This is a genomic window from Nicoliella lavandulae, from assembly GCF_037546185.1.
GTDB lineage: Bacteria > Bacillota > Bacilli > Lactobacillales > Lactobacillaceae > Nicoliella > Nicoliella lavandulae.
The window spans coordinates 474200-500590 of the sequence record NZ_JAWMWH010000001.1 but is presented as its reverse complement, the minus strand read 5'-3'; the positions used below and the strand labels follow the sequence as shown (position 1 = coordinate 500590).

27 protein-coding genes are annotated in these 26391 nt (G+C 38.9%); 8 read left to right on the top strand and 19 right to left on the bottom strand.

Features of this window, described 5'->3' with window-relative positions:
• Positions 1 to 16: 16 nt before the first annotated feature.
• A complete protein-coding gene (locus tag R4146_RS02310; protein ID WP_339959841.1) occupies positions 17 to 886 on the top strand; it encodes a GRP family sugar transporter in 870 nt (289 codons plus the stop codon).
• Positions 887 to 932: 46 nt separating this feature from the next.
• Here R4146_RS02310 and R4146_RS02305 read toward each other — a convergent pair whose 3' ends face one another.
• From R4146_RS02305 to R4146_RS02285, 5 genes are all read right to left on the bottom strand, one after another.
• Positions 933 to 1556, bottom strand: a complete 624-nt coding sequence (locus R4146_RS02305) for a helix-turn-helix domain-containing protein (protein ID WP_339959840.1) — start codon at positions 1554 to 1556, stop codon at positions 933 to 935.
• Positions 1557 to 1713: 157 nt separating this feature from the next.
• Positions 1714 to 2946, bottom strand: coding sequence for an MFS transporter (locus R4146_RS02300; protein WP_339959839.1), 1233 nt, complete (start codon positions 2944 to 2946; stop codon positions 1714 to 1716).
• Between the two features lie 116 nt (positions 2947 to 3062).
• Positions 3063 to 4487 carry a PH domain-containing protein gene (locus R4146_RS02295; RefSeq protein WP_339959838.1) on the bottom strand — a complete coding sequence of 475 codons (1425 nt, stop codon included), beginning with the start codon at positions 4485 to 4487 and terminating at the stop codon, positions 3063 to 3065.
• On the bottom strand, positions 4477 to 4941 hold the full coding sequence (locus tag R4146_RS02290; RefSeq protein WP_339959837.1) for a PH domain-containing protein: 465 nt from the start codon (positions 4939 to 4941) through the stop codon (positions 4477 to 4479). Before R4146_RS02290 ends, R4146_RS02295 begins: the two co-directional genes overlap by 11 nt.
• Before the next feature lie 10 nt (positions 4942 to 4951).
• Positions 4952 to 5575, bottom strand: coding sequence for a histidine phosphatase family protein (locus tag R4146_RS02285; protein WP_339959836.1), 624 nt, complete (start codon positions 5573 to 5575; stop codon positions 4952 to 4954).
• 383 nt (positions 5576 to 5958) lie between these two features.
• On the opposite strand from R4146_RS02285, the gene serC reads away from it, so the two are divergent.
• The 4 genes from serC (at position 5959) to pyrE (ending at position 9753) form a co-directional block, all read left to right on the top strand.
• Entirely contained in the window at positions 5959 to 7041 is a 1083-nt protein-coding gene (gene serC, locus R4146_RS02280; protein ID WP_339959835.1) for a 3-phosphoserine/phosphohydroxythreonine transaminase, read from the top strand.
• 13 nt (positions 7042 to 7054) lie between these two features.
• Positions 7055 to 8215, top strand: a complete 1161-nt coding sequence (locus R4146_RS02275) for a phosphoglycerate dehydrogenase (protein ID WP_339959834.1) — start codon at positions 7055 to 7057, stop codon at positions 8213 to 8215.
• 180 nt (positions 8216 to 8395) lie between these two features.
• Entirely contained in the window at positions 8396 to 9109 is a 714-nt protein-coding gene (pyrF, locus tag R4146_RS02270; protein ID WP_339959833.1) for an orotidine-5'-phosphate decarboxylase, read from the top strand.
• 5 nt (positions 9110 to 9114) lie between these two features.
• Entirely contained in the window at positions 9115 to 9753 is a 639-nt protein-coding gene (gene pyrE, locus R4146_RS02265; RefSeq protein ID WP_339959832.1) for an orotate phosphoribosyltransferase, read from the top strand.
• Positions 9754 to 10079: 326 nt separating this feature from the next.
• Here pyrE and R4146_RS02260 read toward each other — a convergent pair whose 3' ends face one another.
• The 4 genes from R4146_RS02260 to R4146_RS02245 form a co-directional block, all read right to left on the bottom strand.
• Positions 10080 to 11120 (bottom strand): PTS sugar transporter subunit IIC, encoded by a 1041-nt coding sequence (locus R4146_RS02260; protein WP_339959831.1) that lies wholly within the window; start codon positions 11118 to 11120, stop codon positions 10080 to 10082.
• A gap of 202 nt (positions 11121 to 11322) precedes the next feature.
• A complete protein-coding gene (gene cls / locus R4146_RS02255; RefSeq protein ID WP_339959830.1) occupies positions 11323 to 12768 on the bottom strand; it encodes a cardiolipin synthase in 1446 nt (481 codons plus the stop codon).
• A 132-nt stretch (positions 12769 to 12900) separates the two neighbouring features.
• Positions 12901 to 13728, bottom strand: a complete 828-nt coding sequence (locus R4146_RS02250) for an SPFH domain-containing protein (protein ID WP_339959829.1) — start codon at positions 13726 to 13728, stop codon at positions 12901 to 12903.
• Between the two features lie 16 nt (positions 13729 to 13744).
• Positions 13745 to 14056, bottom strand: coding sequence for a toxin-antitoxin system HicB family antitoxin (locus tag R4146_RS02245; protein WP_339959828.1), 312 nt, complete (start codon positions 14054 to 14056; stop codon positions 13745 to 13747).
• A gap of 128 nt (positions 14057 to 14184) precedes the next feature.
• Between R4146_RS02245 and R4146_RS02240 the strand changes: the two genes are divergently transcribed.
• Entirely contained in the window at positions 14185 to 14838 is a 654-nt protein-coding gene (locus tag R4146_RS02240; RefSeq protein ID WP_339959827.1) for a hypothetical protein, read from the top strand.
• A 40-nt stretch (positions 14839 to 14878) separates the two neighbouring features.
• On the opposite strand, the gene R4146_RS02235 is transcribed toward R4146_RS02240, so the two are convergent.
• The 5 genes from R4146_RS02235 to R4146_RS02215 form a co-directional block, all read right to left on the bottom strand.
• Complete coding sequence (locus R4146_RS02235) at positions 14879 to 15229, bottom strand: DUF1516 family protein (protein ID WP_339959826.1); 351 nt, start codon at positions 15227 to 15229, stop codon at positions 14879 to 14881.
• 20 nt (positions 15230 to 15249) lie between these two features.
• Positions 15250 to 15456: a DUF6440 family protein gene (locus R4146_RS02230; protein ID WP_339959825.1), complete on the bottom strand. Its 207-nt coding sequence runs from the start codon at positions 15454 to 15456 to the stop codon at positions 15250 to 15252.
• Between the two features lie 83 nt (positions 15457 to 15539).
• Positions 15540 to 16865, bottom strand: coding sequence for a C1 family peptidase (locus R4146_RS02225; protein WP_339959824.1), 1326 nt, complete (start codon positions 16863 to 16865; stop codon positions 15540 to 15542).
• A gap of 21 nt (positions 16866 to 16886) precedes the next feature.
• Entirely contained in the window at positions 16887 to 18203 is a 1317-nt protein-coding gene (locus R4146_RS02220; protein WP_339959823.1) for a C1 family peptidase, read from the bottom strand.
• Between the two features lie 123 nt (positions 18204 to 18326).
• On the bottom strand, positions 18327 to 18749 hold the full coding sequence (locus tag R4146_RS02215) for a hypothetical protein (protein WP_339959822.1): 423 nt from the start codon (positions 18747 to 18749) through the stop codon (positions 18327 to 18329).
• A 505-nt stretch (positions 18750 to 19254) separates the two neighbouring features.
• Between R4146_RS02215 and R4146_RS02210 the strand changes: the two genes are divergently transcribed.
• Positions 19255 to 20103: a helix-turn-helix domain-containing protein gene (locus R4146_RS02210; protein ID WP_339959821.1), complete on the top strand. Its 849-nt coding sequence runs from the start codon at positions 19255 to 19257 to the stop codon at positions 20101 to 20103.
• A gap of 28 nt (positions 20104 to 20131) precedes the next feature.
• Positions 20132 to 20434, top strand: coding sequence for a hypothetical protein (locus R4146_RS02205; RefSeq protein WP_339959820.1), 303 nt, complete (start codon positions 20132 to 20134; stop codon positions 20432 to 20434).
• A gap of 47 nt (positions 20435 to 20481) precedes the next feature.
• Here R4146_RS02205 and lepB (R4146_RS02200) read toward each other — a convergent pair whose 3' ends face one another.
• The 5 genes from lepB (R4146_RS02200) to jag form a co-directional block, all read right to left on the bottom strand.
• On the bottom strand, positions 20482 to 21093 hold the full coding sequence (gene lepB, locus R4146_RS02200) for a signal peptidase I (RefSeq protein WP_339960638.1): 612 nt from the start codon (positions 21091 to 21093) through the stop codon (positions 20482 to 20484).
• A 142-nt stretch (positions 21094 to 21235) separates the two neighbouring features.
• Positions 21236 to 21886 carry a signal peptidase I gene (gene lepB / locus R4146_RS02195; RefSeq protein WP_339959819.1) on the bottom strand — a complete coding sequence of 217 codons (651 nt, stop codon included), beginning with the start codon at positions 21884 to 21886 and terminating at the stop codon, positions 21236 to 21238.
• 143 nt (positions 21887 to 22029) lie between these two features.
• On the bottom strand, positions 22030 to 23955 hold the full coding sequence (gene mnmG / locus R4146_RS02190) for a tRNA uridine-5-carboxymethylaminomethyl(34) synthesis enzyme MnmG (protein WP_339959818.1): 1926 nt from the start codon (positions 23953 to 23955) through the stop codon (positions 22030 to 22032).
• 73 nt (positions 23956 to 24028) lie between these two features.
• Entirely contained in the window at positions 24029 to 25426 is a 1398-nt protein-coding gene (gene mnmE / locus R4146_RS02185) for a tRNA uridine-5-carboxymethylaminomethyl(34) synthesis GTPase MnmE (protein ID WP_339959817.1), read from the bottom strand.
• Positions 25427 to 25609: 183 nt separating this feature from the next.
• Positions 25610 to 26365 carry an RNA-binding cell elongation regulator Jag/EloR gene (gene jag / locus R4146_RS02180; protein WP_339959816.1) on the bottom strand — a complete coding sequence of 252 codons (756 nt, stop codon included), beginning with the start codon at positions 26363 to 26365 and terminating at the stop codon, positions 25610 to 25612.
• Positions 26366 to 26391 lie beyond the last annotated feature (26 nt).

The window sequence follows — 26391 nt, the reverse complement described above, 5'->3', positions numbered from 1 at the left end:
AAAAGGAAGGTTTTTCATGGCACTTTTAATTGGACTTTTGCCTGCTATTCTTTGGGGGGTCGGTCCGCTAATCGCCACCAAGGCTGGTGGACGTCCCATCGATCAATTGATTGGTACCGTTTACGGGCAAATTATCGTTGGGATTGTATTATTCATCGTATTTAGACCCTCGATTTCACTAAGTGGTTTCATTTGGTGTTTCGCTGGGGGAGCACTTTGGGCTATCGCTCAATTAATGCAATTTGCTGCTTTCACGAAGATGAACGTATCTACCGCAATGCCAATTTCAACTGGACTTCAGTTAGTTGAAATTCCGTTAATCGGTGTGATCGTTTGGGGTGAATGGGGTTCAGCAACGGCTAAGTTAATTGGTTTCATCAGTATCTTAGTCCTAATTGTTGGAATTTCACTTACTAGTATCCAAGATGGTAGCGTGGTTCGGCCAAAGATGGACTACAAATCTGGTTTAACCTTGTTAATTGTTGGTTCATTAGGATACACCGCTTGTTCAGTCTTTCCAAGAGTCCCAAATGCTTCTGGATTGGCTAGTTTATTCCCACAAACATTGGGAATGTTCTTCGGTGGAGTTGTCCTTGGTTTGATTTTGAAGAGTCGTGATCATAAACCACTATTCTTCACTAAACCAACTATCAAGAGTACTTCAATCGGGATTGCCGGTGGTTTCGGGGTATTAGCATACTTAACTTCATTAAACTTAAATGGAGTTGCAACTGCCTTTCCACTTACGCAATTAAACGTTATTATTTCTACTTTAGGTGGAATCGTAATTCTTAAAGAACATAAGAATAAAAAGGAACTTATCTTTACTGTAATTGGATTGATTTTAGTTATCGCAAGTGCCTTTATGATTAGTCGGCTAGACTAGGAATAAGCTAAAAGAGTTAGCAGAATGCGTTCTGCTAACTCTTTTTTTAATGGTTTCGATAATGATAAACTATATAGATAACTAACATAAATGTTATTCCACTAAACAATCCGCTTAATAAGCTTTGCTTGTGAATCCAAAGATAAAGTGACAAACCAATCCCAAGTACTATTAATAAAATTAATACTGGGAACAGAACGTTCCATGATTTCTTTGGAAAGCGGCGGCTTAAATTATAATAATTGATATTTAATGTATTTTGATCTGCAAAACGTTGTAGCGAAAGCATTGTAAATACATTAATGAATGTTAAAATCGTTACAATCAACATAATTAAATGCTTAGAATTAATCAAGCCTGAAATATCTCCAATAAGTAAAACTAAAAATAACAAATCATTAATAATCATGTTTCGCATCAATGGTTTCAAGCCATTTGCAACTGTTTTCTTTTCTAAAGTTTCTCGCATTCCTGTATCCTCCTTCAACAACGTATCCAATGAAATATGATAGTAATCACTTAACTTAATCAAACTTGTCATATCTGGATAGGTCTTTTCATTTTCCCAACTTGAAATTGTCTGTCTAGTAACAAAAAAATCATTTGCTACTTGATCTTGAGTTAAGTGCATCGTTTGTCGTGCCTGCTTTAAACGTTCCCCAAATCGCAAAATTTTCGCCTCCTTATATACCCAATATTATGATAAAAGACTATAACCTAAGCAAGCAATGATCCCTTGCAACCCCATGATAACAGGGATTATAGCTAATATACCCAAACAAAAAGCCTATCCATTTCTGGACAGGCTTTTTAAATTATCTATTTAATTATTCTTCTAAATCTTCATGGAACGTTTTCAATGCTGGAATTGATAGCATTGTAATTAAACTAATTAGGTATAAAACAGATAGGCTCGCCATTACGATGGTAAGGGAGTAATGTTCCATTAAAATTCCGATTACAACTGGTGAAAATCCACCAATTGCCCGACCCACACTCATAATTAAGTTATTGGCAGTAGCTCTAATTTCAGTTGGGTATAAGCGACTAATGATGGCACCATAGCCACCGTACATCCCATTGGAGAAGAATCCAACAACCGTACTAGCTAATAGCAACGTCCAAGCATTGAACGCAAAGACAATGGCATAAACTGAAATGGCAGCGATAAATAAGAAAATTCCAAATGCGCGTCTAGGTCCAAAGAAATCCATGATGGAACCAAAGGTCATCATTCCAAGACTCATTCCAACAATCGTTACGATCATCCAAGTTGATGAACCAGATACGCTCAATCCTAATTGCTTTTGCATAATGGATGGTAACCAGTTCATTAGACCAAAGTAACCAGCAATCTGTACAATGACCATTACGATCAATGCAAAGGTTTGATAAGCAAGCCGTGGGGTTGCGAACAAGAGTTTCAAGGAACCCTTAGTTTCCTTTGGATTATTCTTCACTTCCGTTTTAAATTCGTCAGATTCCTTGAGGTTCCGCCGAACAAAGAATGCGAATAAGACTGGAATCAAGCCCACTAAGAATAACGCATGCCAACCAAAACGTGGTAGGACAAATGCGGCTACTAATGCGGCTGCGATGGCCCCAATTTGGCCTCCAATCGAAGCAATCGACGTCCATTTAGCAATCTTGCCGTGTCTAAAGTTTTCTGCAATCAACGTAATTCCAGCACCGTATTCACCACCGGCACCGATTCCGGCAATGAATCGGAACAAGAACACTAGGTAAATATTATTTGCAAAGAACATTGCTGCGGTTGCAAACGCAAAAATCAAAATGGTGTGGGAGAAAATCTTTACCCGCCCATATTTATCTGCCAGAATACCGAAAAGAATCCCGCCCAGTAACATTCCTAAATTAGTAACTGATGAAATCAACCCCGCTGCACCGGCACTAATGTGTAGGTCAGCAATGATTGATGTTAATGCAAAGGATAGGAACATGACATCCATGTTTTCCAATCCAAATCCAGCCGTACTGGATGCAAGCGTCAATTTCTGATTCGATGTTAACGAACGAGATTCGTCTTTAAATAAGTCCATATTAAATTAATTCCTCCAAATGAGCGCTCACGGGCACTCTTTATTTCTCGGTTTTCTGCGAGATATCAAATTGTATTTATCATGCCACAAACAAAATGAAAATGCAATCACAATTTTTATTTCACAAAGTCACGATACCATTCAAATATCTGTTGAACATCTGATTGCGGTAAGTAACGATATTTAAATTTACGGGCCTGCGTTCCGCTTCTAATCGATAATTCCAAGTGGGCCCGTTTGGTCTTTAGCATCCAAATTGATTGACGATAATTAACACTTTGAATTTGATGCCAATTCACAATCGTTAATCGTTTCAATAACCGGCGGGAGCTTTGTAATGCCACTTGGTCGGCACTAATTTGTTTAACCGCCGTAACGGAGCCCTTGTAAATTCCGTTCACGATCAAAAATGCTATGACTAACGCACTGATTCCTAGTATCGCCCAATTCCAAACTACGGAATGGATTTGATAAATCGCAATCATGATCAACGCCATCATTGGTAACGCAATTAATAGCGCATTCCGGACAAATAGCCACTTACTGTAAGCATCCCCACGTTTCATAGTTGGTGCTTGCTGTGGCACAATTCCAGTTAACCGGTTAATCATTTCAAAGGCTTGTTGTTGCTTAATTACCGGCATAATCGTAACGACGCCAATACTGTCATCATCCTTTGCATTCGTAATTAGTCGTAACTGAACCGTTGTTAAGTGAAACCAATACCGCACAATATTCTGCGTAAAATCCACTCCCTGAACTTTGGCTAAGGGAATATTATAGGTTTTACGTTGCAATAGCCCCTTTTCAATCAACAAATGGTCAGCTTGTTTCGTAACGGTAAACCCATAAAAGCGGACAAACGTTTTTATGACGCCGATCGCCATTAAGATAATCACGACTGATACGACCGACGTGATAATCATTGTGATGCTATTGAATAAGAACTTAAGACGCCCAATTTCAGGAGTTAAGGCCACGTTCAATCGATCAAGCAATGCGATTATAACAAAGAACTCCGCGACAACATTTACGCCGGTAATGCCAAAGACGAACATATCGCTATCTTTAATCCGATATTGCAATGGCTTGGGTGATTCCGATGGTTGATCATTTTCATGATGGGTGGCGACCAGTTGGCGGCGTTCCAACTCAGGCGCAATCGACGTTCCAACGGCTGGTAAATTCACCGTTTGTTCCTCACTGCTATTCGATGCATTTTCGATGATCAATTCTTCAATCCCAAACGGCCGTAGATAAAACCATTGCTTACGTTGCACCGATTGAATACGTTCATAAGGAATATGGCGGACTTTGCAAACAATCAACCCACTTTTGATAACTAATTCATTCGGCAAGATTGAATACGTAAATGGAATATATTGTGACAACGCATACAGCACGATAATTCCCAATACAATCAACACAGTAAGAATGGATAAATGTTGAAATAATAGCGGCAAAAGCACAAACCAAGCAATTTTGGCAAAGCGGATCATGTACACAATTAACGCCAATGGATTCAAATGTTTATTGCGCATTTTTAGCCTCCAATGCTAGTTGCATGACCCGTTCCTTTACCCGATCTGCATCGTTTCGATTCAACCCATCGATTGAATGCGTTGAACCGCCCGTTGCAATATCCACTTCAAATAATTTTTGAGTACGTAGTAACGGTCCTTGGTTAATGTCTACGTTTTGCACCCGAGCGATTGGAATTGAAACGTGGCTGCGAAAAAAGAACCCATTCTTAATTTCAACTTCCGTCTCGTTCACCGCAAACTGATGGAACCGGTAACGGTATGGAATCAATGCCAATTCAAATCCAATTATGACAACGATAATGAATCCAATTACGGATAGCCCCCATTTAGGTGCCCAGCTAACGTTGTTGGTTAACCAAACGTATCCACCAGCAATGATAATTAAAATCAACAACTGCACCATCGTACTTAAGAACCAAACTTTTTTGACTCGTGGTGGTAGGTTTTGCATTCAAATCCTCCTAAAACTCACCATTTGCACTACGGTTAAAGTAGTGAATGTAGAAATTATCTTTAGCTAACGTAATTTTAGTAACGGAAGTATTGTCAGGTTCTTGAATGACCATTACATCATCTGGGTGCCCCATTGCCGCTAGCATTGCAGCCTTGATCGTAAATCCATGTGAGACTACAATGATTTTTTCATCTGGGAATTGAGCGTTCACGTCATGCATAAATTCATCGACCCGGTCAATCACACTTTCAAAGGTTTCCCCATCAGCTAAACTAGCGTATGACGGTAATACATCTTGCATCACATCATCAAAAACTGCTGGATACTTCGCATGTAGGTCCGCATTTAATTGGCCATCCCATTTTCCATATGAAATTTCCAACACCCGTTCATCCAAACTAACTGGTAACTTAGCAGTTTGATTCAAATAAGCGGCTGTATCTTGCGTTCTTTGTAGCGGACTTGCAATGATGCGGTCTGCAAATGAAATATCAAAGTGGTCATGTAATGTTTGTGCTTGTTGCTTCCCCTTTTCTGATAAGTGGGTAATTGGCGTGTTGATTACACCTTGCTTTAATCCCTTTGCATTTGCTGTGGTTTGTCCGTGACGAACAAAATAAAATTCAGTCATAATGATGCCTCCAATGGTTTAATTTTCTTTTATTATCTCATAGTTGTGAATTTGAAACCAAGTTAATTTAAGATTTTAATTGCAATCAAAAAAGGAATATGTTAAATTTGAATTATAAAGAAGGGGAGGATTTCTAATGAATATTTTGTTTAATCATTATTTCAATATTAGCGAATCAAACAGTTCCTCTCGGTCTACAGTGACATTTATGTAGGCCTATTTACCAATGACAAATTAGTCTGGTCTTGCATAGATGTCTAGCATCCACTGTGAGGCCGGGAATAATACCCGAGAAAAGCCCTCGCAGTGGATCACTGTGAGGGCTTTTTGTGTACTCAACTTTTTTATAAAAATCCACATACTTAATAAGGGGTCTTATTCTGATGACAGTTTATAATTTTTCGGCTGGTCCGGCAGTAATGCCTAAACCAGTTATTGAGCAGATTCAACGCGAGCTTCCTTCACTACAGGGAAGCGGCATGAGTATCTTAGAAATCTCGCACCGGAGTCAACGGTTCCAAGATATCATCGATACTACTAAGCAAGACTTAAAGGACTTGCTAAATGTGCCAGATAATTATGAAATCTTGTTTTGCCAAGGTGGTGGAACGGGGCAATTTGCAGCCGTTCCATTAAACCTTGCTAATCATCACCGCAAAATTGCGTTGCTAGATAGTGGCCACTGGGCATCCGGTGCTGCTAATGAAGCAACTAATCTGGGTTATGATGTTGATATCGTTGGTAATACTAAGGCTGACAATTATCAATCACTTCCATACCCAGACCATGAACTGTCATCTAGTCAGTACGACTATTTATATACCACCATCAATAATACGATTGAAGGGACTACTTATCACAATGACATTCTCCCTGACCATAAAGACATCACATTAGTTGGCGACATGTCATCTAACTTCATGGCTGAACATTACAACGTCAGTGACTTTGGTTTAATCTTCGCTGGTGCGCAAAAGAACCTTGCTCCCGCTGGGGTCACAATCGTAATCGTTCGCAAGGATCTAATCGATCCAGCTGCGCACACCCCTAAGATCTTAAACTACGAACCATACGTTAAAAAGGATTCCATGTTCAACACCCCACCCGTTTTTCCAATTTATGCTGCTGGCTTAGTTGCCAAGTGGCTCAAGGGCCTTGGCGGTATCGATGCAATGGAAAAGATCAATCGGCAAAAGGCAGCTGTGTTATACGACTACCTCGATGAATCTAAATTATTCAAGAACCATGTTAAACCAAGCGAACGTTCATTAACTAACATCACATTCACCACTGGTGATGCTGACTTAGATGCTCAATTCGTTGACTTTGCAACTCAACACGATTTGATCAGCATTAAGGGACACCGGAGTGTCGGTGGCCTTAGAGCCAGTTTATACAATGCCATGCCAATTGACGGTGCCAAGGCATTAGTTGATTGCTTACACCAATTCGAACAAACCCACTAGGAGGAATTTCATTATGTACAACGTAAAAACTTATAACGCTATTTCACAAGCTGGATTAGACCGCTTAACTAACAACTACCAAGTGAACAAAACTGACGATGCAGACGCATACTTAATTCGTTCAGTTGACCTTCACGAAGCTGAATTTCCTAAGAATTTAAAGGTTATCGCAAGAGCCGGAGCTGGTTTTAACAACATCCCACTCGACCGCGTTACCAAAGCTGGAATTGCTGCATTCAACACACCTGGTAGTAACGCCAACGCCGTTAAGGAACTAGTCATTGCCATGCTCGTTGCTTCTGCTCGTCACATGTTCGCAGTTGCTAACTTCTCAGCTAAGAACATTCACGCTGATATTTCATTGATGAAAAAGACTGACGACCGGTTCAAAGGAACTGAACTCCTTAACAAAAGGTTAGCCGTAATTGGACTTGGTCACGTGGGTTCACTAGTTGCTAATGCTGCTAATGACCTTGGTATGAAGGTTACTGGATTCGACCCATTCTTATCTTCCGATGCTGCTTGGAACATTTCCAACCAAATCGAACGGGCCGCTTCAATGAAGGCCGCCATTCAAGATGCTGATTTTGTAACGGTCCACGTTCCCAAAACAAAGGAAACCACTGGTTTAATTGGTGCCGAAGAATTGAAGCAAATGAAGGATGGCGTGCACTTACTAAACTACTCACGATTAGGAATTGTTGATAACCAAGCTGCTGTAGACGCGCTTGATGCTAAAAAAGTCGCTTCATACATCACCGACTTTGGTGACAAGGTCCTATACAACCGTGAAGACGTTGTCGTAACTCCACATATTGGTGGATCAACTGAAGAAGCTGAAGCTAACGGTTCCATTCGTGGTGCTAACATCATCATGAAGTACTTGGAAACTGGAAACGTAAAGAACGCCCTAAACTTACCAGACTTGAACGTGCCATTTAACACCCCTTACCGGTTAACTTTAATTCACGAAAATATTCCAAACATGGTGGGTCAAATCGCAACCAAGTTAGCTGATAATGACTTAAACATTGAAGGAATGAGCAATGCTGCTAAGGATAAAACGGCCTACACCATTATTGACTTAGACCAAGAACCATATGAAGACTTAGTAAATGAATTAACCCAAATCAACGCGGTGATTCGGGTCCGGATTATCAAAAACCAAAAATAATCCTTGCGTTTGTTCGCCAATCACGTTAGAATACATGTAATTAAACAAGGGTTTTAATTTAGTCCTGTGAGGCTAGCAAATTTACGGTATATATGTATCAGTCTGTCCATCCTTAAATGCGGACAGGTTTAAAGCCGGCTAGTCGACAGACTAGTCGGCTTTTTGTATTGAAAGGTGAAGATGATGAGACCAATTATTATTGCGCTAGATTTTCAGAATCAACAAATCGTAATGGACTTTTTGAATCAATTTGACCATCCAGAAACACTATTCGTCAAGGTAGGCATGGAGCTCTTCTATTTTGAAGGCCCTGCCATCGTTAAAAAACTTCGGCAAATGGGCGTTAAGGTCTTCTTAGACCTCAAACTATACGACATCCCCCACACCGTTGAAAAAGCAATGGAACAACTTGGTCGCCTCGATGTCCAAATGACTACGATCCATGCATCCGGTGGTTCAGCAATGATTCAAGCTGCCAAGCGCGGGTTAGTCAAAGGGAGTCAACAAGTTAATGGTCAACCAGCGAAATTATTAGCGGTAACGCAATTAACGTCAACTTCTGAACACCAGATGCAAGAAGAACAACTAGTGGACGTTAGCTTAACTGAATCGGTAACCCACCTAGCTAAGCTAGCAGCAGCTAATGGTGCGGATGGGACGATCTCATCAGCATTGGAAACACCATTAATTCATCAAGCGGCGGGGGATGCCTTTTTATGTATTAATCCTGGAATTCGGTTGCAAAGTAACAGCACGGATGACCAAAAGCGGGTTACTACTCCGGCTCAAGCTCGTGAATTAGGCAGTAACGGCATCGTCGTTGGGCGGACCATTACCCAAGCTAAGGACCCCCAAGCGGCATATCAAATCGTTAAACAAGAATGGGAAGGATAATCAATATGGCATTAAAAATTGAAAAACAAATTGCATCAGGACTTCTAAAAATTAACGCAGTGACCCTATCACCAAACGACCCGTTTACCTGGGCTAGTGGTATCAAGTCACCAATTTATACCGACAACCGGTTAACCATTGGCTATCCCGCATTACGGACCCAAATTGCAGATGGACTGGCCAACATGATCAAAATCGCCTACCCGGAAGCAAACGTAATCGGGGGAGTCGCAACCGCTGGGATTCCCCATGCTGCACTGGTTGCTGATCGACTCAACCTTCCAATGGTCTACGTTCGTTCTAAACCTAAGGATCACGGTCAAGGGCGGCAAATTGAAGGCCACCTCCCTGACAACGCCAAAGTTGTTTTAATCGATGATTTAATCTCAACTGGTAAGAGTGTTTTAGATGCTGCTAAGGCTGTTGATAAGGAACCAAACGCAGAAGTAGTTGGCGTGGCTGCTATTTTCACATACGAATTAGCAGATAGCACTAAGAACTTTAATGCAGCAAATAAGCCATTGACCACGTTAACAAACTACTCTAGTTTAATTGGCCAAGCAATGGATGAAAACCTAATTACCCCAGATGAACATGCATCATTAACTAAGTGGCGCGAAGATCCATGGCACTGGACCAAATAATCTAGACATTAACTAATACAATTAGCTTGATTTTGTATTGGTTTTGTACTATGATTTTGTTTGTGCATTATTAATGGTAGTGCACAGAGCTAATTATTACTATCCTAAAAACTTTCTTTCGAAATACATAAAAAGACCACACGGGCTGTGTGGTCTTTTTATATCCAACATATTCAAGGAGGCTGATCAAATGAGTAAAGCTAACATGGAACGCCAAGAAGCTCAAAATAAACAACAAAATAATAATGCTAATTCCCGGCACTGTGATTGTGCCACTAGAAAACAAGCCTAAAAAACAACTTTCGCACTGAAAGCTGTTTTTTTGGTTAATCATAATTCAAGTAAAAATCTTTCGCAGCCATAAATTGCGTCTTATGCATAAAGAACCACTTGCTGATAAATGCCAAGATCAACGGCACTACTAAGTAAATCAACAATAACGTAAACACATTGGAACCAGTCTTTAATGCATTGATTGGCCCCACTAGGCCAGCTGAGCCAAACCCAGCACTTAATGGCGTGCCTTGAACCCTTAGTAAGGCGCCAATGCCACCCACAATACAGGCGTTAATTGCAATTGGGATGAACAACTTGGGCTTTTGCATAACATTAGCCATTTGAATTTTCGGCATCCCAATAAAGTGCGCAATACAAGTTCCAAACGCGTTCACTTGGCTACCATATACTGCCAGTGCAATCGCGGCAGCCGTAATTCCTAAGTTAGCAGATCCAGAAGCAACGCCGCCAAGTGAAATGGCAGTTGCCACCCCAACTGAAGAGATGGGGCTTAAAATTAACACTGCGAATAAAATTCCCATCGCAATCCCCATCATTTCTGGTTGTAGTGCCGTCGCCCAACTCGCGATGTCACCAATCGCTTTTGTGATCAACCGAACTGGCCCGAGGGTCAATAATCCAATTCCACCACCAATTGCAATCGTAAGCGTCGGTAATAACAATACGCTATAGTTACCTAACCGAGGAGCTAACAACTTAATTAAAATGACTGCCACTGCAATCGTCACCATCACGTTAATTACGTCGCCGCTTCCCTTAACGATGAAGCCACCGGTGGGAACTAGCGTCCAATTCCCCGCTCCCATTGCTGCAGTCAGGGCCAACGTAGCCGTTTCCATCGGCTTAAATTTAAAGTACATTGCGACACACAGACCCGCAATTACTGGTAATAATCCCATCGCAAACGTTACTAACGATTTTAGAATTCCCAATACTGGCCACATTTGTTGACCGTAATCTAGGACTTCGTTTAATAATGCGGAGGGCATTAATGCAACGATAATTGCTATGCTCACTCCGTTCAACACATTCAAAGCGCCCGCCTTGAACTGCTTCGCGTTTATATTCATAAATCAACCTCATCAATCTTATTAGTAAATATTATTATACCATTAGTACATGTTTAAATAAATTAATTTTTTAATTATAATTGTCATGATCGATAAAATATTGATTTTAAAATCGATCATCATTATCAAAATTAATACCAAACGTACGAGTAAATATGAGCATAATAAAAAGCCACGATTGCATCGTGACTTTTTATGATTACTATAAAATTGGCGACAATAATCGACTAAATTGTTGTTTAAAGCGCAACCAGCGCGACTGTTGTCTAAACATTTCTGGCGTAATCAATTGACTATTCTTAATATCGTTCTTATAAATTTGCACTAGTTCTTCTGAGATCTTTTGATCATACATAAATGCATTAATTTCAAAGTTCAATTTGAAGCTACGAAAATCTAAGTTAGCAGACCCAACAGAAGCAACCCGGCCATCAACGACCATCGTCTTAGCATGGATAAAGCCATCTTGATAGAAATAAATCTTAATCCCATAATCAGCCATTTGTCGAGCATAGTATTGAGTAGCACGATAAACAAAGGGATGGTCTGGTTTACATGGTACCATGATACGAACATCTACCCCAGACATTGCAGCGATTCTTAGCGCATCCACCATACTATCATCGGGAATTAAATATGGGGTTTGAATCCAGCAGGTCCGTTCAGCCATTTGAATTAACTTAATGTAGCCGACCTTGATCTGTTCCATGTCTGAATCCGGCCCACTAACGACAATTTGCATATTCGTACTACCTTCCACATCCGTCACGGGGAAGTTCTTTGGATTATCATCATCTAGTTGATGCTTATCATCCGTTGCGTTCCAATCCAAGATAAACTGAGACTGAAGCCCGAAAACGCCGGCTCCTACAATGCGCAGATGCGTATCCCGCCAATGGCCAAATTTCTTCTTACGGCCTAAATATTGATCTCCAATATTAAATCCGCCAACGTAACCAATGCGCCCATCAATTATCACGATTTTACGGTGATCTCTAAAATTAATCCGAAAATCAAAAATAGCTGAATGAGTATGTAGAAATGGCTCAGCTAGTCCGCCAGCATCCGTTAATGGCTTAAAGAATTTCGCAGTCGTGCCCATCGAGCCCCAACTGTCATAAATTACCCGTACGGTCACGCCCTGTTTAGCTTTCTTAACCAACAAGTCGCGAACTTGGGTGCCAATTTTATCGCTATAAAAAGTATAAAATTCAATGTTAATGCTTTCCTTAGCATTTTCAAATTCGGCTAGCATTTGCTTAAAGAGATCGTTCCCGTCTGTAAAGACTTTAACTTGATTTCGGCGGGTCAAAAAAGAATCATCCATATTATCAAACAATCGAATCAACCCCCGTGAATGATAGGCTACCCGGTCAGCAGGAATTCCCTGAATATTTTTAAACATCCCTAACTGCTTATCTAATACCTTCCGCATATTAGCCACGTTTTGTGCTTGAAATCTAAATAACCGCTTCTTAGGTAATTTACGTCCTAAAAAGGCATATAAAATAAAGCCCACAACTGGTAAAAATGACAACACCAATAGCCATGCCCATGTTGCTGCAATATCACGTTTTTGTCTAAAGACAGTTAACAATGCCAATGCCGTATTCAACCAAATAACTACTTCAATTACAATATATAGCATTTAGTTCCACCAACTCCCTATTTTTAATTAATAATGCTAATTATACGCTAATTCATGAAAATGATAAGATTGATTATGAATAAAAAAGAGATTAACGATTAAGTCAATCCCTTCGAACAACTAACTAATTAATTATTTACTTTGCTTATCATTAGCATCCCAAATCTTTTTCAAACTAGCTAGTCGACCATATTGATCTGCTTGATCAATTGGGGTCACGATCAAATTACTATCTGACTTAGCAAGTTCGGCAAAGGCATTAATCGATTGATTTTCAAAGTATTTATTCCCAGCATTCTCTAACCCTGATTGTAAGGTATCGATGCGGTACTTTTCAGCATCCGCTTTGATGCGAGTCGCTTTGGCATTCGCATTCGCTGTTGCGATCAAGGCTTCATTTTGTGCCTTGGTCCGTAATTGGATCGATTGAGCGTCTCCTTCAGCCTTTGAAATTTCCGCCTTCCGTTCTCGATCAGCCGTTAGTTGTTTATCCATTGCTTCTTGGATGGCAGTCGATGGTGTTAATTCATCAATATTAATGCGGTCAACATTGATTCCATACGTGTTAGTCAAATCACCAATTGCTTCTGCTAAGTCTTGATTAATCTTAGCAGTCGACCCTAAGACCTCGTTTAGATCCATTCGCCCAATAATATCACGCAGATGGCCTCGCACTAATTGGGACATGGATTCTACTGAATCCGTATTTTCATATTGGTACTTAACAGAGTCCGTAATATGATAATTCAAAGTCACACTAGCTGAGACTTCCGCATTATCCTTAGTGATGATGGAATAACGCTTTAGTGCTTTTGGTTCCATTGCTAAGCTAACCGTTCGAATTTTTTGAATAAATGGGATGTATAGATGTAATCCGGACTGGACCGTCCGGCTATACCGACCTAATGTTTCCACTAGTCCTTCACAATTTTGTCTAACTACTTTTAATCCAAATGGCATTTGAAAGTCCTCCGTATTATTTTTGCCGCAACATTAAAACATTGCCGTTCGTACTCACAATTTCATAATTAGCATCGTGATTAGGGTGAGATTCATTTAATAAGTCGTAGCGATAATAAATCCCCTGCATTAAGACTAAGTGACTCTTAGCACTAATATCAGCTCCACTGACCGTTCGACCAACGAATTGCCGTTGTTCTAAGGTGCCACTTTTGACCACGTTACTTAAAACATTTTTTACATATTCATCAACGCTGCGGTGCTCTAAATCTGCCGCCCGCTGAATTTGTTGTGCTAGTTGAGCATCAATGTCTAACGATATATGCATGGCATAGTCCCTCTCATTTAAATTTGTTTCACGTGTAACATTATGCATGATAACCCTTATTGTTACAACCAAAATATGTTTCGTGATATACTAAAAGTTAATAAATCATAGACTTGGAGGACATATGGATGGCTACTAGTTTACAATTACGCAAAATGTTAATGCTTGAATCACAACCAGGACCTTTCTTTTCAATTTTTATCCCACTAGAAAGCGCTAAAAATCGTGACTTTATTAAAAATTTAGGACGACGTAGTGCGGAAACTTTCAAGCAAAAGTATCCTGATAAGGATTGGGAGCCATACCAAGATAAGTTTGATAAAATTAAAGTTCCCCGCTTGATCAATCCAAGAACTACCAAGGGCCTTGCAATTTACGTTGGCCCTACGATTCTAAAAATCTATAAATTAAATCACGAAGTTAATGAATCCATCGTAGTTGGTGACACCATGAAAATCATTGAATTGATTTTAGATACTCAATTCAAACACGTCCAAGGTTCTCACCATCTATTTAAGGCGGCGATTAAAAACATCAAAGTGCACTACCACGAATCTAGTCAAATCGACCTAACTAGTGATAGTCTTGATCAAATCGTTAAGTTAGCCCCAGCTGGCCGCGTAGATGCACTCTTAATTAATAGTGCCGCATCCCAAGAAGCCAAATATAATATTTTAAATGACCTTGCCATTACCGTAATTGGTTTTGGTGGCAATGTATTCATTTTAAACAACGAAGAAATGCCTGAAAATAAAGGGGTTGCCGTTATTAAACGGGGCTAAATTAAAAAATGCATGATCATTAATTGATCATGCATTTTTATTATCTAATAAACGGCCGGCCACCCGCTAACAACAGTCCAACTATAATGACAACAATGAATGCTAATACATCAATCACAATCCATTGTTTAGTTAGTTGATTCCGCTTGCGTTTAGCGAACGACACTTCCAAAATTCCAATTAATCCAATCGCCACAATAATCTTAACAATGGTCAAGAATGGATCACGTGCCCAAGCATGGGAAAATAATAAGATTCCACTAACTATAAACACTAAATAGCATACTCGAACAATCATAATGTAAAATTGATTTCCACTTCGCAATAGTAAGCCCATTGAAGCGGAGATAATTAGAATTAGCACGAAAATTAAATGTAGCCATAGCAACATCTTAATTCCGCCTTTCTGATCTATTCACCCTTAGGTGTTTTTTTCTTTCTTTTATCTGCTAATAATTTTTCAGCAGTTTTTGCATTAATTTTAACCGAACCATTTGCGTCCAATAACGGAATTAGTGAACTACCGTAGCCGCCATATTCAACCCCGGTTTCACGGTCAACATATACAGAAACCCCTGTAAATGATTCTTCTAATAACTTAAATCGTTTAGCCAACAATGGTCGCCTCCAAAACTATTATACCAATATTTTAACACAAAAAAGTGTAGAACCACGACTAACGTTCGTTCTACACTTTTTAATTAGCTTAATGAATCCCAAGGTGCCAATTCAACTGGCGTTTGTGATAGTAATTGTTGTTGGTCAGCTGATAGGTACTTCTTGTTAATTACAATTTCGTAAACAAATTCATCTAACCAGCCATCAGTCATTGAGAAGTAACCCTTTTCACCGTTATCTTCTCCCCAACTATTTTCAACCTTCCATCGAATTGGTTGGTCATCAATTAAGTCGACTCCAGTTAATACCATCGCATGTGAAACATTTGCTTGGTGGTATTGGAACCGTTCCGCCTTACTCATCTGTAAGTCCACGTTAAATAATTCATCAAAATGATAAAGGTGATTATCTAAGATGCCGGCTTTCCGTTCTGATTGTTGAACCACGTCATTGCCAAACCAAACGGTCTCACCATCTTTAAGTTGTTTGATGGCTGCATCCTTAAGGGTTTCCATTGGTAAGTTCAAAAATTGAATTTCTTTACCACCAACCACGTTATTTTGACTTGGTAAGCTGTAAAGTTGGTTGAACTTCTTATCTGGCGCATTAGTAGCAACAACATAATCATCCAAGTTAAAATCAAAGTATTTATCATAGAATTGCTTAGGAGTTAAACCTTGATCCAAATGATAGTTATGTTTGTCATCACGATATTCAAAATCAAAGGTTTCTGGTGGGACTCCGACGGAATAACCAGTGATTCGATATACCTCAGCTAGCATCTTTTCTCGGGCAGCAGCTAATTCTTCATCAGTTGCACCATCATTGACCAAGTTACGTAATTGCATTCCATCACGCCGTAGTTTTAAGTTTAAAACTGAGTTTAAATCACGGGTGTTCTTAGTAACGTTACTTTCTGGGAAAACGCTCTTTGGAACCACTCCATATTTTGCAACTAACGCTGCTGACATTGCCCATTGGCCACCGTCAGCACCAGGATTACTAAGGTAAAAATCAACGGTCCAATCAGTAGTTGGTAGGCTAGCCGTTTCAATCATCCGATCAAAGAAAATGTTGGCTCGTTCAATTTTATCCCAGAAAAAGAGGTAACTTTGTGATAATTCAAAGTCCTTTACGCCGTATTTTTCAGCAAATTGATGCCGTAATACATTGGTAAGGGAGAATAACCAACAACGCCCACTTTGGCGTTGGTTAGTTACACCACCAGTTTCAACTTCAACGGAAAAGACATGTTCAGTGCGCACGGCCGCTTTAGGGTCACGGGCTACATTATTAATCCCATTTTGTTGAATGGCACGTGAGATAACCGCTGATTGAGGTTGTTTATCAAAGTCAGCTTCCAAGGCTGCGATATCAGCAGCCGTTAATTGTGATTGCTTATTAATCATTTAATTCCCTCCGTTTCGTAATTAGTCCCAGATTTCAAGTTCAACTGGTATTTGTGTTAGCATTTTTTGTTGATCAGCAGTTAGATAATCCTTCTTTACGATCACTTCGTAAACAAAGTTATCCATCCAATCATCAGCCATTGTAAAGTAGCCACTTTCGCCAACTTTGCTTCCCCAACTGTTTTCAACTTGCCACTTAGTGGTTTTACCATCAACAACGTCAACTCCAGTAAAGGTCATTGCATGGGAAGCTTGAGCTTCATCATATTCAAAGCGTTGCTTTTTGGTCATGTCCAGGTCAACATTGAACAAACGATCCCGATGATAAAGATTCCGGTCCAATAATCCTGGCTTAGTTGCTGATTGAGCACCAACATCATTTCCGAACCAAACTGGTTCGCCATCCTTTAGTTGTTGTAATGCCATTCGTTTTAATTCGGTCATTGGTAGGTTTAAGTAATGAATGTGTTGACCACCTAACACGTTGTCAGCCTTAGATTGTTGGTAAAGTTGATTGTACTTACGGTGTGGATAATTACATACCGCTATATATTGGGTTAAATCAATGCCAAAGTACTTATCGTAAAATTGCTTAGGGGTTAAATTCCGGTCAATATGATAATTATTTTTGTCATCCCGATATTCGAAGTCAAAAGTCTTTGGTGGTACCCCAATACTTAGGGCAACCATACGGTAAACTTCTGACAACATTTGCTTACGCGTCTGCTTAATTTCATCCGGATTGGCACCGTCATTAACTAAGCCCCGTAGCTTCATCCCATCACGCCGTAATTTTAACGACAAGACATTGTTAAAATCACCCGTATTATTTGCAACTGAAGTCCGTGGAAATACAGCGGCTGGCATGACGCCATACTTTTGCACTAACGCCACAGCCATGTCCCATTCGCCACCATCTTCATCTGGATAGGCGAGATAAGATGCTACTTCTCGATCGTTAGTATCCTTAGCAGCAGTTCTAAGGATTTGTTCATAGTAAGCGTTTGCCCGTTCAATCTTATCCCAGAAGAATAAGAAATTGGCGGATAGTTCAAAACCCTTAATGTTATGTTGCTTAATAAATGAATGTCTTAAAACATTCATTAATGAAAACATCCAACAAAAACCAGCTTGTTTTTGATCAGTAATCTTGTCGTTTTCACTCGCTTTTAAATCGATTGAAAAGGTAGGATTGAGGCGAACTTGTGCCTGACTATCAATTGCTACCTTATTGATCCCGTTTTCTTGAATTGCTCTAGCAATTACATCAGCTTGGGGTTGTTGGTAATACGCCCCTTTAAATTTAGCGATATCATTAGCGGTTAATTCTTTTCCCATTGATTAAGCCCCCTAAAAAATTAGTTAATTAAATCATACTCGAGCAGATTTTCAAAGTAAAGTTATTGTAATTAAGCCAACAAAAAAAGCCCCTGATAACAGGGACTTTATAATGATGATTAATTAAGCTTGCGTACTTATGATATCGTCATAAGTACTAGTCATCTTTTCGATAACATCAGTTAGGTTAACATCATTTAAATCAACCGTAGTGGTTAAACAGTGGTATGGACGGTAGTAATAAATCTTGAAGTTACTGCCATCAACCCGGTGATTAGGTAACTTTTCAAAGTAGTTTTCAACAGTCTTTAGTTCAGGGAAGTGTTCAAGATTAAAAACACCCCAGTCTTCCAATTGAAGTGGAATTAAGACCCGTACTTGGTGGTCGTTGTGAACTTGGAATTGAATTTCGCAATCGCCATCATTAACTAACCCTACCATTGCCCAGTAAGGAGTTTCGGGGATAATTTTTAAGTCGGAAATGCTGTATTTGCTGTTTGCTTTTACTGAATTGACAGCACTTTCAATCGTATCAATCATCTGCATGAAATCATATCCTTTCCTAATATTAATAATACGTATTAAATTATAACATTATAATTCAAGACCGATTACTATTATATCCTATTCTACAACCAGTTTTATAGTTATTTCAGAATAAAATATAAATAATTGTATCATTAACGAATGTGTTGATTAAGTTTTGATTGTAAACGAGATCAAACAATTTGACCCCATCAGTAATTTATTTTGAATAGATTAGTGCTAATTAGATTGGTTATGAACAAATATTGGTAAATATTAATATCTAATTTAATCATTGATATGAAATGCGAAACCCCCTACTGCTATCGATACATCCGTTGGTCAAATGTCTATTTTAAAATAAAATTTATAGAAATTATTCATAAGTATTCAATGATACATATGTTATTTTTTTGTTAGTTGTGATATTATATTAACTTGTGAATAGTAGATACTTTTTGTTAGTGAAAACATTAGGACCTTTTTGTTAGTTAAAAATATGTTTTTAATATAGAGAGGTATGTTTATGTTTTTAGGAAGTAAAATTGCCCAACAGCGAAAGGCAAAGAATATTACTCAAACTGATTTAGCAAAGGACATTTGTACGCAAAATACGATTAGTAAGATTGAAAAGCACAATGTGCCACCAACTACTAAGATTTTAATTAAGCTATGCAAGCGCATTGACTTAACTTTAAATGATGTATTTTCCGACTTTAGTCGTCCTGATAGTGACTTAGATAATAAGTTAATGCAAATTGAAGATGATTTATACAATTACGCACCAGAAGATCAACCATCAATTGAAAAGCGCATTAAATCACTATCAAATGTTAAAATGGATGCTGATCAACTGGTCCAATACCACTTTGTGATTGCATTCTCAAAATTCCGTCAAGATCACTACGAAGACGCAATCTTTGAATGTGATAAGGTGCTCGCAAGTACTCACAGTGATGACTTAAATGTGTATACAACATTAGCATACACAATTAAGGGTGACTCATACAAAAAGCTTGATAAGCTTAATAAGGCCGACTACTTCTTCAATTTAGTAGATGACTTTATGGCCAAGCAACAAAAAGATGGTGATGAATTTAGCTATCGTCAAATTCAAATTATCTTTGTATGTAACCAATTAGCTCATTACTATGTTTTAACAAAGAATTACAAGCGAACAATGGATATTGTTAAGGTTGGCATCAAATTAAATAATCAAATTAATACTACTCACTTCATGCATTCATTATTTAGCATTGCATATGAAGCTGGCAACGGTCTCGATTTAAAGCCAGATGTATTACAAAGATACCAAAATTTTGCTAATTTATTTGAAGAATACAACAGTTTTAGTAAGGAAAATAAACTTTTTTAATTTCCGACACTAGAAAGGTAGTGTTTTCATGATTAACATCAAACAACACATCCGTAAGTATGCTGAAATCGCCGTTAAAAACGGTGACTTAAGTACTACTGAAGATGTCCAATCACTAGCGCAGGCTGATCATAAAACATGGTTAGTTTCGGTAGCGAATTTTCAAAATAACGGCAAGCAAATTAAAATCGTTCTTGCTCCAATTGAAAATACCAATGAATATCAAGTATCAGATGAACACAATCATATTATTTGGCAAGGTCAATTCACAGAAGCAAACTTTAATTCTATTATTCAAAACGTTCTAATGAAGCTAAATATTATTGATTAATATAAAAAGGACGCCCAACATTTTAGTTGGACGTCCTTTTTTGAACTTTAATATGCTAATGAATTAATGTTATTACGTTGTTGATCATTGGTGTTATTTCCATTAAATGGCCATGGCCATCCGTAAGCATGAACAACCCCCATGATTTTATCCTTTGGTACAAAGCCCCAGTAACGACTATCATTAGAAACACTCCGGTGATCACCTAAGACGAAGTATTCGCCCTTAGGAACGGTCACTGCTTGCTTATTCTTAGGCCAATTAGCTGCTAGTTTCTTAATGTCCCAATTGGTAATCTTATAAGCTGGCACCTGCGTTCCTGAAGTCCGTTCATATTTACTAATGAAGGTTTGCGGAACCTTTTTGTCATTTACATAAATAGTGCCATCTTTAAATGCCACCTTATCACCAGGTAATCCAATCACCCGTTTTACGTAATAGTCTGGATTCCCACTAGCTTGTGGGTCTTCACCTGAGGCATTAAACACAATTACACTCAAATGCTTAATTTGTGCTTGGCGCCATACAATAATCGACTGGTTATTCTTTAAATTAGGTTCCATTGATGGACCACTTACCCGGACCTTAGTTACTAAAAAGCTATTAATTAGCCATAGTACTAATAGCGTCACTACAACTGGCAAAACATAATCCTTCATGAAGCCTAGTAATTTATTCTCTTCTTTTTCCAAAATCAAAATCTCCTGTACAAATCTACAATTTATTCACATTATAACATTTTCTAAACGAAGTTTGGTCATTTAATCATTTTGTAAATAATTATCCACAGTGGATAACCTGTTAATAACCTAATGAATTAATATTATAACGTTGTTGATCATTAGTATTGTAACGGAATGGCCATAGCCAGCTTTCAGAATTCACAACCCCCATGACTTTATCCTTCGGCACAAATCCCCAATAACGACTATCGTTGGAAACGCTCCGGTGATCGCCTAAAACAAAGTACTTCCCCTTAGGGACCGTCACGGCGCCCTTATCTGCCGTCCAATAATTAGAAAGTTGCTTTAAATCCCAGTTCTTTAATGCTGGAATTTTAGATACTCCTGGTTGAATCTGGGTCCCATTAGTCTGTTCAGTCTGACTAATAAACGACTGGTTAACCTTTTGGTTATTCACATAAAGAGCACCATCTTTAAATGCCACTTTATCCCCAGGTAACCCAATTACCCGTTTTACATAGTAAATAGGGCTTGCTTGCGCATTAGGATCCACTCCCGCCGCATTAAATACGACTACACTTAAATGTTTAATCTGTGCTTGACGCCATACAATCAACGACTGTTTATTGTTCAAATTAGGTTCCATTGATGGTCCACTAACGTTGACCCGGGCAAATAAAAATAGATTGAGCAACACCCAAATCACAATAATTGCTAATATCAACAGGACGTAATCTTTAATAAACTGAACTACCTTATTGTTCTTCATTTTTTCACTCCTAATTGCTTATGTAAAACTATTAATAATATATAATAATTTTAATAGTTTTTCACAACTTATCCACAGAAATTAATTTTTAACAATAAAACCACTGTGGAAAAGTTATCCACAGTGGTTTTATTAACTGTTAATTATTTTGTTTTAGCAATGCGTCCTTGTTGAATATAGACACTTAAAATTGCGATATCGGAAGGATTAACCCCACTAATTCGTGATGCTTGTGCAATACTGTGTGGTTGAATCTTCTTTAATTTTTGATGAGCTTCAGTTGCCAATCCATCAATAGCGTCGTAGTCAATGTTTTCAGGAATCTTCTTAGCTTCCATCTTCTTTAACTTTTCAACGTTTTCTTCCGCCTTCTTAATGTATCCAGCGTACTTAGTCCGGATTTCAACTTGTTCGATCACCCGCCGACCAAGTGGTTGGTCAGGGGCTGGAATAAATTGTCTTAAGATATTGTAGCTAACGTATGGACGACGTAGAAAGACAGATGCTAATACCCCATCTTGTAATGGTTTATCCCCATGTTCTTGAATAAATTGATTAACTTCATCATTTGGCTTGATGCGAATGCTGTTTAACCGATCAATTTCGTTATCCACAGCTGCTTTCTTAGCCAAGAACTTTTGGTAACGTTCATCTGAGATTAATCCTAATTCGTGTCCCTTTTCGGTTAAACGAATATCAGCATTATCGTGCCGTAATAAGAGCCGGTATTCAGCCCGACTAGTTAGAAGTCGGTATGGTTCGTTAGTTCCCTTTGTTACTAAGTCATCGACCATTACCCCAATATAAGCTTCGTTTCGCTTTAGAATCATTGGATCTTTGCCTTGGGCTCTAAGTCCAGCGTTAATTCCGGCATAGATTCCTTGTCCAGCAGCTTCTTCATATCCGGAAGTCCCGTTAGTTTGACCAGCTGTGTATAAGTTCTTCAACACTTTTGTTTCAAAGGTTGGTTTTAATTGATATGGATCCACAACGTCATATTCAATCGCGTAACCAGGCCGCATTAATTCAGCATCTTTTAGCCCTTCAACGGAATGAATCATGTTTTGTTGTACTTCTTCCGGCATGGAAGTGGACATCCCATTCACGTAATATTCTTGGGTTTCACGTCCTTCTGGTTCCAAAAAGACTTGGTGATGATCCTTATCTGCAAACCGAACTACCTTATCTTCAATGGAAGGGCAGTAACGAGGTCCGATTCCTTCAACCGTTCCGTTAAACATTGGCGCCCGACCAAGGTTTTCACGAATGATTTCGTGGGTCTTTTCGTTGGTATAAGTCAACCAACACGATAGTTGATTCTTTAAATCTAGATATTGACTATCTGGAGTTTCATAACTAAAGTGGTTCACTTCTTTATCCCCAGGTTGTTCAGTAGTCTTACTAAAGTCAATCGTATTTCCATCAACCCGTGGTGGCGTTCCAGTCTTAAACCGCTTTAACTTAAATCCAAGATCTTCTAGGTTTTTGGATAATTCTAACGCTGGTTGGGTGTTATTAGGACCTGAGGAGTATTGAAGTTCCCCAATGATAATTCGACCCCGCGCAGCAGTTCCCGTACATAAAACGACCGTTTTGGCGTTATATTTGGCACCGGTATTCGTTACCACTCCGGTACAAACACCATCCTTAGTTAACAATGAATCCACAATTCCTTGCCGTAACGTCAAGTTTGGTTGGTTTTCAATCGTTTCCTTCATTGCGCGATGGTAAGCATGCTTGTCGGCTTGGGCCCGTAAAGCACGCACTGCAGGCCCCTTTCCAGTATTTAACATCCGCATTTGAATGTAAGTTTTATCAATATTACGACCCATTTCACCACCAAGAGCGTCAACTTCACGAACAACGATTCCCTTAGCTGGTCCCCCAACGGATGGATTACATGGCATAAAGGCCACCATTTCCAAGTTAATCGTTAGCAATAAAGTCTTATTGCCCATTCTAGCAGCAGCTAAAGCCGCTTCACATCCAGCATGTCCAGCGCCTACAACGATTACATCGTAGTCAGGGCCCTGGTAGGTTTGCTTAACATGACTTAAAATTTCACTCATAATTTCCTCCAAAAGTTATCCACATGTTAATTACTTTTTAATTTAAAATAGTTATCCACTAGTTATCCACAAATTACTTTCCTAAACAGAACTGACTAAAGAGTTGGTCCAATAATTCATCGTTATAGCTATCTCCGGTAATTTCACCTAAAAGCTCCCAACATCTCGTCATATCAATTTGAACTAGATCCACAGGCATCCCACTAGCAATTCCATTAGTGACATCTGATAGTGCATCCATCGCTTGATTCAATAAGCTAATGTGCCGTGCATTTGTTACCATGACATTCGACTGTGAATTTTCGATTCCTTCTTCAAAGAACAACTTTGCAATTCGTTCTTCTAATGGTTGTAACCCATCTGCCTTCATAGCAGAAGTGGAAATAATATTGTCGGCTCCCACTAACTCTTTTACCGTGTCCATTTCAATCTTTGGAGTTAGGTCGGTCTTGTTCAAGATCACAATCCGCTTCGTGTGTTCAGTCAACTTCAATAGTTCGCGATCTTCATTCGTTAGTGGTTCACTAGCATTCAACACTAATAATACTAGATCAGCACTATTGATGGATTTACGTGATCGTTCCACCCCGATTTTTTCCACTTGGTCATCGGTTTCACGAATTCCAGCCGTATCGATCAGCTTCAACGGGACTCCTCTAACGTTAACGTATTCTTCCAAAACATCCCGCGTGGTCCCAGGCACATTCGTCACGATGGCCTTGTCTTCATGCAAGAGGTGATTTAAGATACTGGATTTTCCAACGTTAGGCCGCCCCACAATAGCAGTGGCTAATCCATCTCGTAATACCTTTCCTTGCTTAGCAGTTTTCAATAGTTGTTCGATGCTAGCATGAACTTCATTAGCTTTATCCAACAATAATTTAGTCGTCATGGTTTCAGCATCATCGTATTCTGGATAGTCAATATTAACTTCAACATTGGCCAAAACGTCTAAAATATCTTGGCGTAAATTCCGAATTAAATGAGACAAATTTCCATCTAATTGATTTAAAGCTGCCTTCATTGATTGATCAGTTTTAGCTTCGATCAAGTCCATAACCGCTTCTGATTGTGATAAATCAATGCGCCCATTTAAAAATGCCCGTTCAGTAAATTCACCGGGATTAGCCATTCGAGCCCCGTTACTCAATACAATCTGTAAAATCCGATTGGTTGCCACAATTCCTCCGTGACAGTTAATTTCAATGACGTCTTCCTTAGTATAGGTATTAGGGGCTTTCATTACTGATACCATGACTTCATCGACCGTTTCATTATTATCAGCTGGGTCTACAATGTGCCCATAATTAATGGTGTGACTATTTACTTGGTTTAAGTCCTTGCCCCGATAAATTTTGGTGATAACCTTCATTGCATCTTCACCACTAATTCTGATAATGGCAATTCCACCTTCACCAGGTGGGGTTGAAATCGCAGCAATCGTATCAAATTCAGTTGTGGTTAATCCCATATTGATGACTTCCTTTCGTTGTAATTACAATACAAAAAAAGTGCCCACTCCACGCCTTAAGTCACGTGGACAAAGCACTTTCACTACTTCATCTAGCATATTAATTTTTTTCACGACAAATAAACATGTATATCATATAGTGATATCCACGGTTTGTCAATTTGTCTGTTTTATTTTTTTAATTTATTTTGGAACGACGACGACCGCCCGGTAAGGTTCCCGGCCAGCTGAGTAAGTGCGGACATATTGGTGATTTTCTAGTGTCTTATGAATCTTCTTACGTTCAAATGATGGCATTGGATCGAGATAAACTGGTTTACCTTCCGCAACTACATCACGAGCTGTTTTTTCCGCTAATTTTTCTAATACATCTAAGCGGCGTTGGCGATAATTGGCCGTATCTAATTCAACTACTACGTGGTAAATTCCTAATCGATTTAAATAAATCTCTGCTAATGTTTGAAGCGCATTAATTGTTAATCCATGTTTTCCAATCAACAATCCCTCTTCTTGCGTGTCAAAATTAATTTTAACGCTCTTACTATTTTTGAACACTATTTCTGATTTTGAGTTAATTCCTAATTGAGCAATGATGGCATCTAAATATGTTTTTAGCTTATCAATTGCTTCATCTGCATCCGCAGCTCGTTGACTTGGTTTAGCATCCGAGTGATTATTGCGGTTATATTCAGCACTAGCAGATTTGGCAGCATTCGATGCCTTTTCATTAATATCTTCATTAATTTCAGTATCTTCAACTGGTGCTGGTTCAGTTTCTTTTTTGATTACTTCGACAATGGCTTCACGTTTGCCAATTCCGAAGAATCCCTTTTTGGCTTTTTGAATTACTTTAATTATTGCATCATTTTTATCGATTTCTAGTGTGTTGAGAGCTTTTTGAATTGCTTCATCAACAGTTTTTCCGGTGAACGTATTCATGAATGTGGAGCCTCCAGTAATTTTTG

Bases quoted from the DNA above. Each gene is read 5' to 3' on its own strand.
- R4146_RS02275 (WP_339959834.1), top strand. From the start codon at position 7,055: ATGTACAACGTAAAAACTTATAACGCTATTTCACAAGCTGGATTAGAC.
- R4146_RS02310 (WP_339959841.1), top strand. From the start codon at position 17: ATGGCACTTTTAATTGGACTTTTGCCTGCTATTCTTTGGGGGGTCGGT.
- R4146_RS02225 (WP_339959824.1), bottom strand. From the start codon at position 16,865: ATGATTAATAAGCAATCACAATTAACGGCTGCTGATATCGCAGCCTTG.
- serC (WP_339959835.1), top strand. From the start codon at position 5,959: ATGACAGTTTATAATTTTTCGGCTGGTCCGGCAGTAATGCCTAAACCA.
- R4146_RS02240 (WP_339959827.1), top strand. From the start codon at position 14,185: ATGGCTACTAGTTTACAATTACGCAAAATGTTAATGCTTGAATCACAA.
- R4146_RS02215 (WP_339959822.1), bottom strand. From the start codon at position 18,749: ATGCAGATGATTGATACGATTGAAAGTGCTGTCAATTCAGTAAAAGCA.
- R4146_RS02210 (WP_339959821.1), top strand. From the start codon at position 19,255: ATGTTTTTAGGAAGTAAAATTGCCCAACAGCGAAAGGCAAAGAATATT.
- R4146_RS02205 (WP_339959820.1), top strand. From the start codon at position 20,132: ATGATTAACATCAAACAACACATCCGTAAGTATGCTGAAATCGCCGTT.
- cls (WP_339959830.1), bottom strand. From the start codon at position 12,768: ATGCTATATATTGTAATTGAAGTAGTTATTTGGTTGAATACGGCATTG.
- R4146_RS02235 (WP_339959826.1), bottom strand. From the start codon at position 15,229: ATGTTGCTATGGCTACATTTAATTTTCGTGCTAATTCTAATTATCTCC.
- lepB (WP_339960638.1), bottom strand. From the start codon at position 21,093: ATGAAGGATTATGTTTTGCCAGTTGTAGTGACGCTATTAGTACTATGG.
- jag (WP_339959816.1), bottom strand. From the start codon at position 26,365: ATGAATACGTTCACCGGAAAAACTGTTGATGAAGCAATTCAAAAAGCT.
- R4146_RS02285 (WP_339959836.1), bottom strand. From the start codon at position 5,575: ATGACTGAATTTTATTTTGTTCGTCACGGACAAACCACAGCAAATGCA.
- R4146_RS02260 (WP_339959831.1), bottom strand. From the start codon at position 11,120: ATGAATATAAACGCGAAGCAGTTCAAGGCGGGCGCTTTGAATGTGTTG.
- pyrF (WP_339959833.1), top strand. From the start codon at position 8,396: ATGATGAGACCAATTATTATTGCGCTAGATTTTCAGAATCAACAAATC.
- mnmG (WP_339959818.1), bottom strand. From the start codon at position 23,955: ATGAGTGAAATTTTAAGTCATGTTAAGCAAACCTACCAGGGCCCTGAC.
- R4146_RS02250 (WP_339959829.1), bottom strand. From the start codon at position 13,728: ATGCCATTTGGATTAAAAGTAGTTAGACAAAATTGTGAAGGACTAGTG.
- R4146_RS02290 (WP_339959837.1), bottom strand. From the start codon at position 4,941: ATGCAAAACCTACCACCACGAGTCAAAAAAGTTTGGTTCTTAAGTACG.
- R4146_RS02245 (WP_339959828.1), bottom strand. From the start codon at position 14,056: ATGCATATATCGTTAGACATTGATGCTCAACTAGCACAACAAATTCAG.
- R4146_RS02295 (WP_339959838.1), bottom strand. From the start codon at position 4,487: ATGCGCAATAAACATTTGAATCCATTGGCGTTAATTGTGTACATGATC.
- lepB (WP_339959819.1), bottom strand. From the start codon at position 21,886: ATGAAGAACAATAAGGTAGTTCAGTTTATTAAAGATTACGTCCTGTTG.
- pyrE (WP_339959832.1), top strand. From the start codon at position 9,115: ATGGCATTAAAAATTGAAAAACAAATTGCATCAGGACTTCTAAAAATT.
- R4146_RS02220 (WP_339959823.1), bottom strand. From the start codon at position 18,203: ATGGGAAAAGAATTAACCGCTAATGATATCGCTAAATTTAAAGGGGCG.
- R4146_RS02300 (WP_339959839.1), bottom strand. From the start codon at position 2,946: ATGGACTTATTTAAAGACGAATCTCGTTCGTTAACATCGAATCAGAAA.
- mnmE (WP_339959817.1), bottom strand. From the start codon at position 25,426: ATGGGATTAACCACAACTGAATTTGATACGATTGCTGCGATTTCAACC.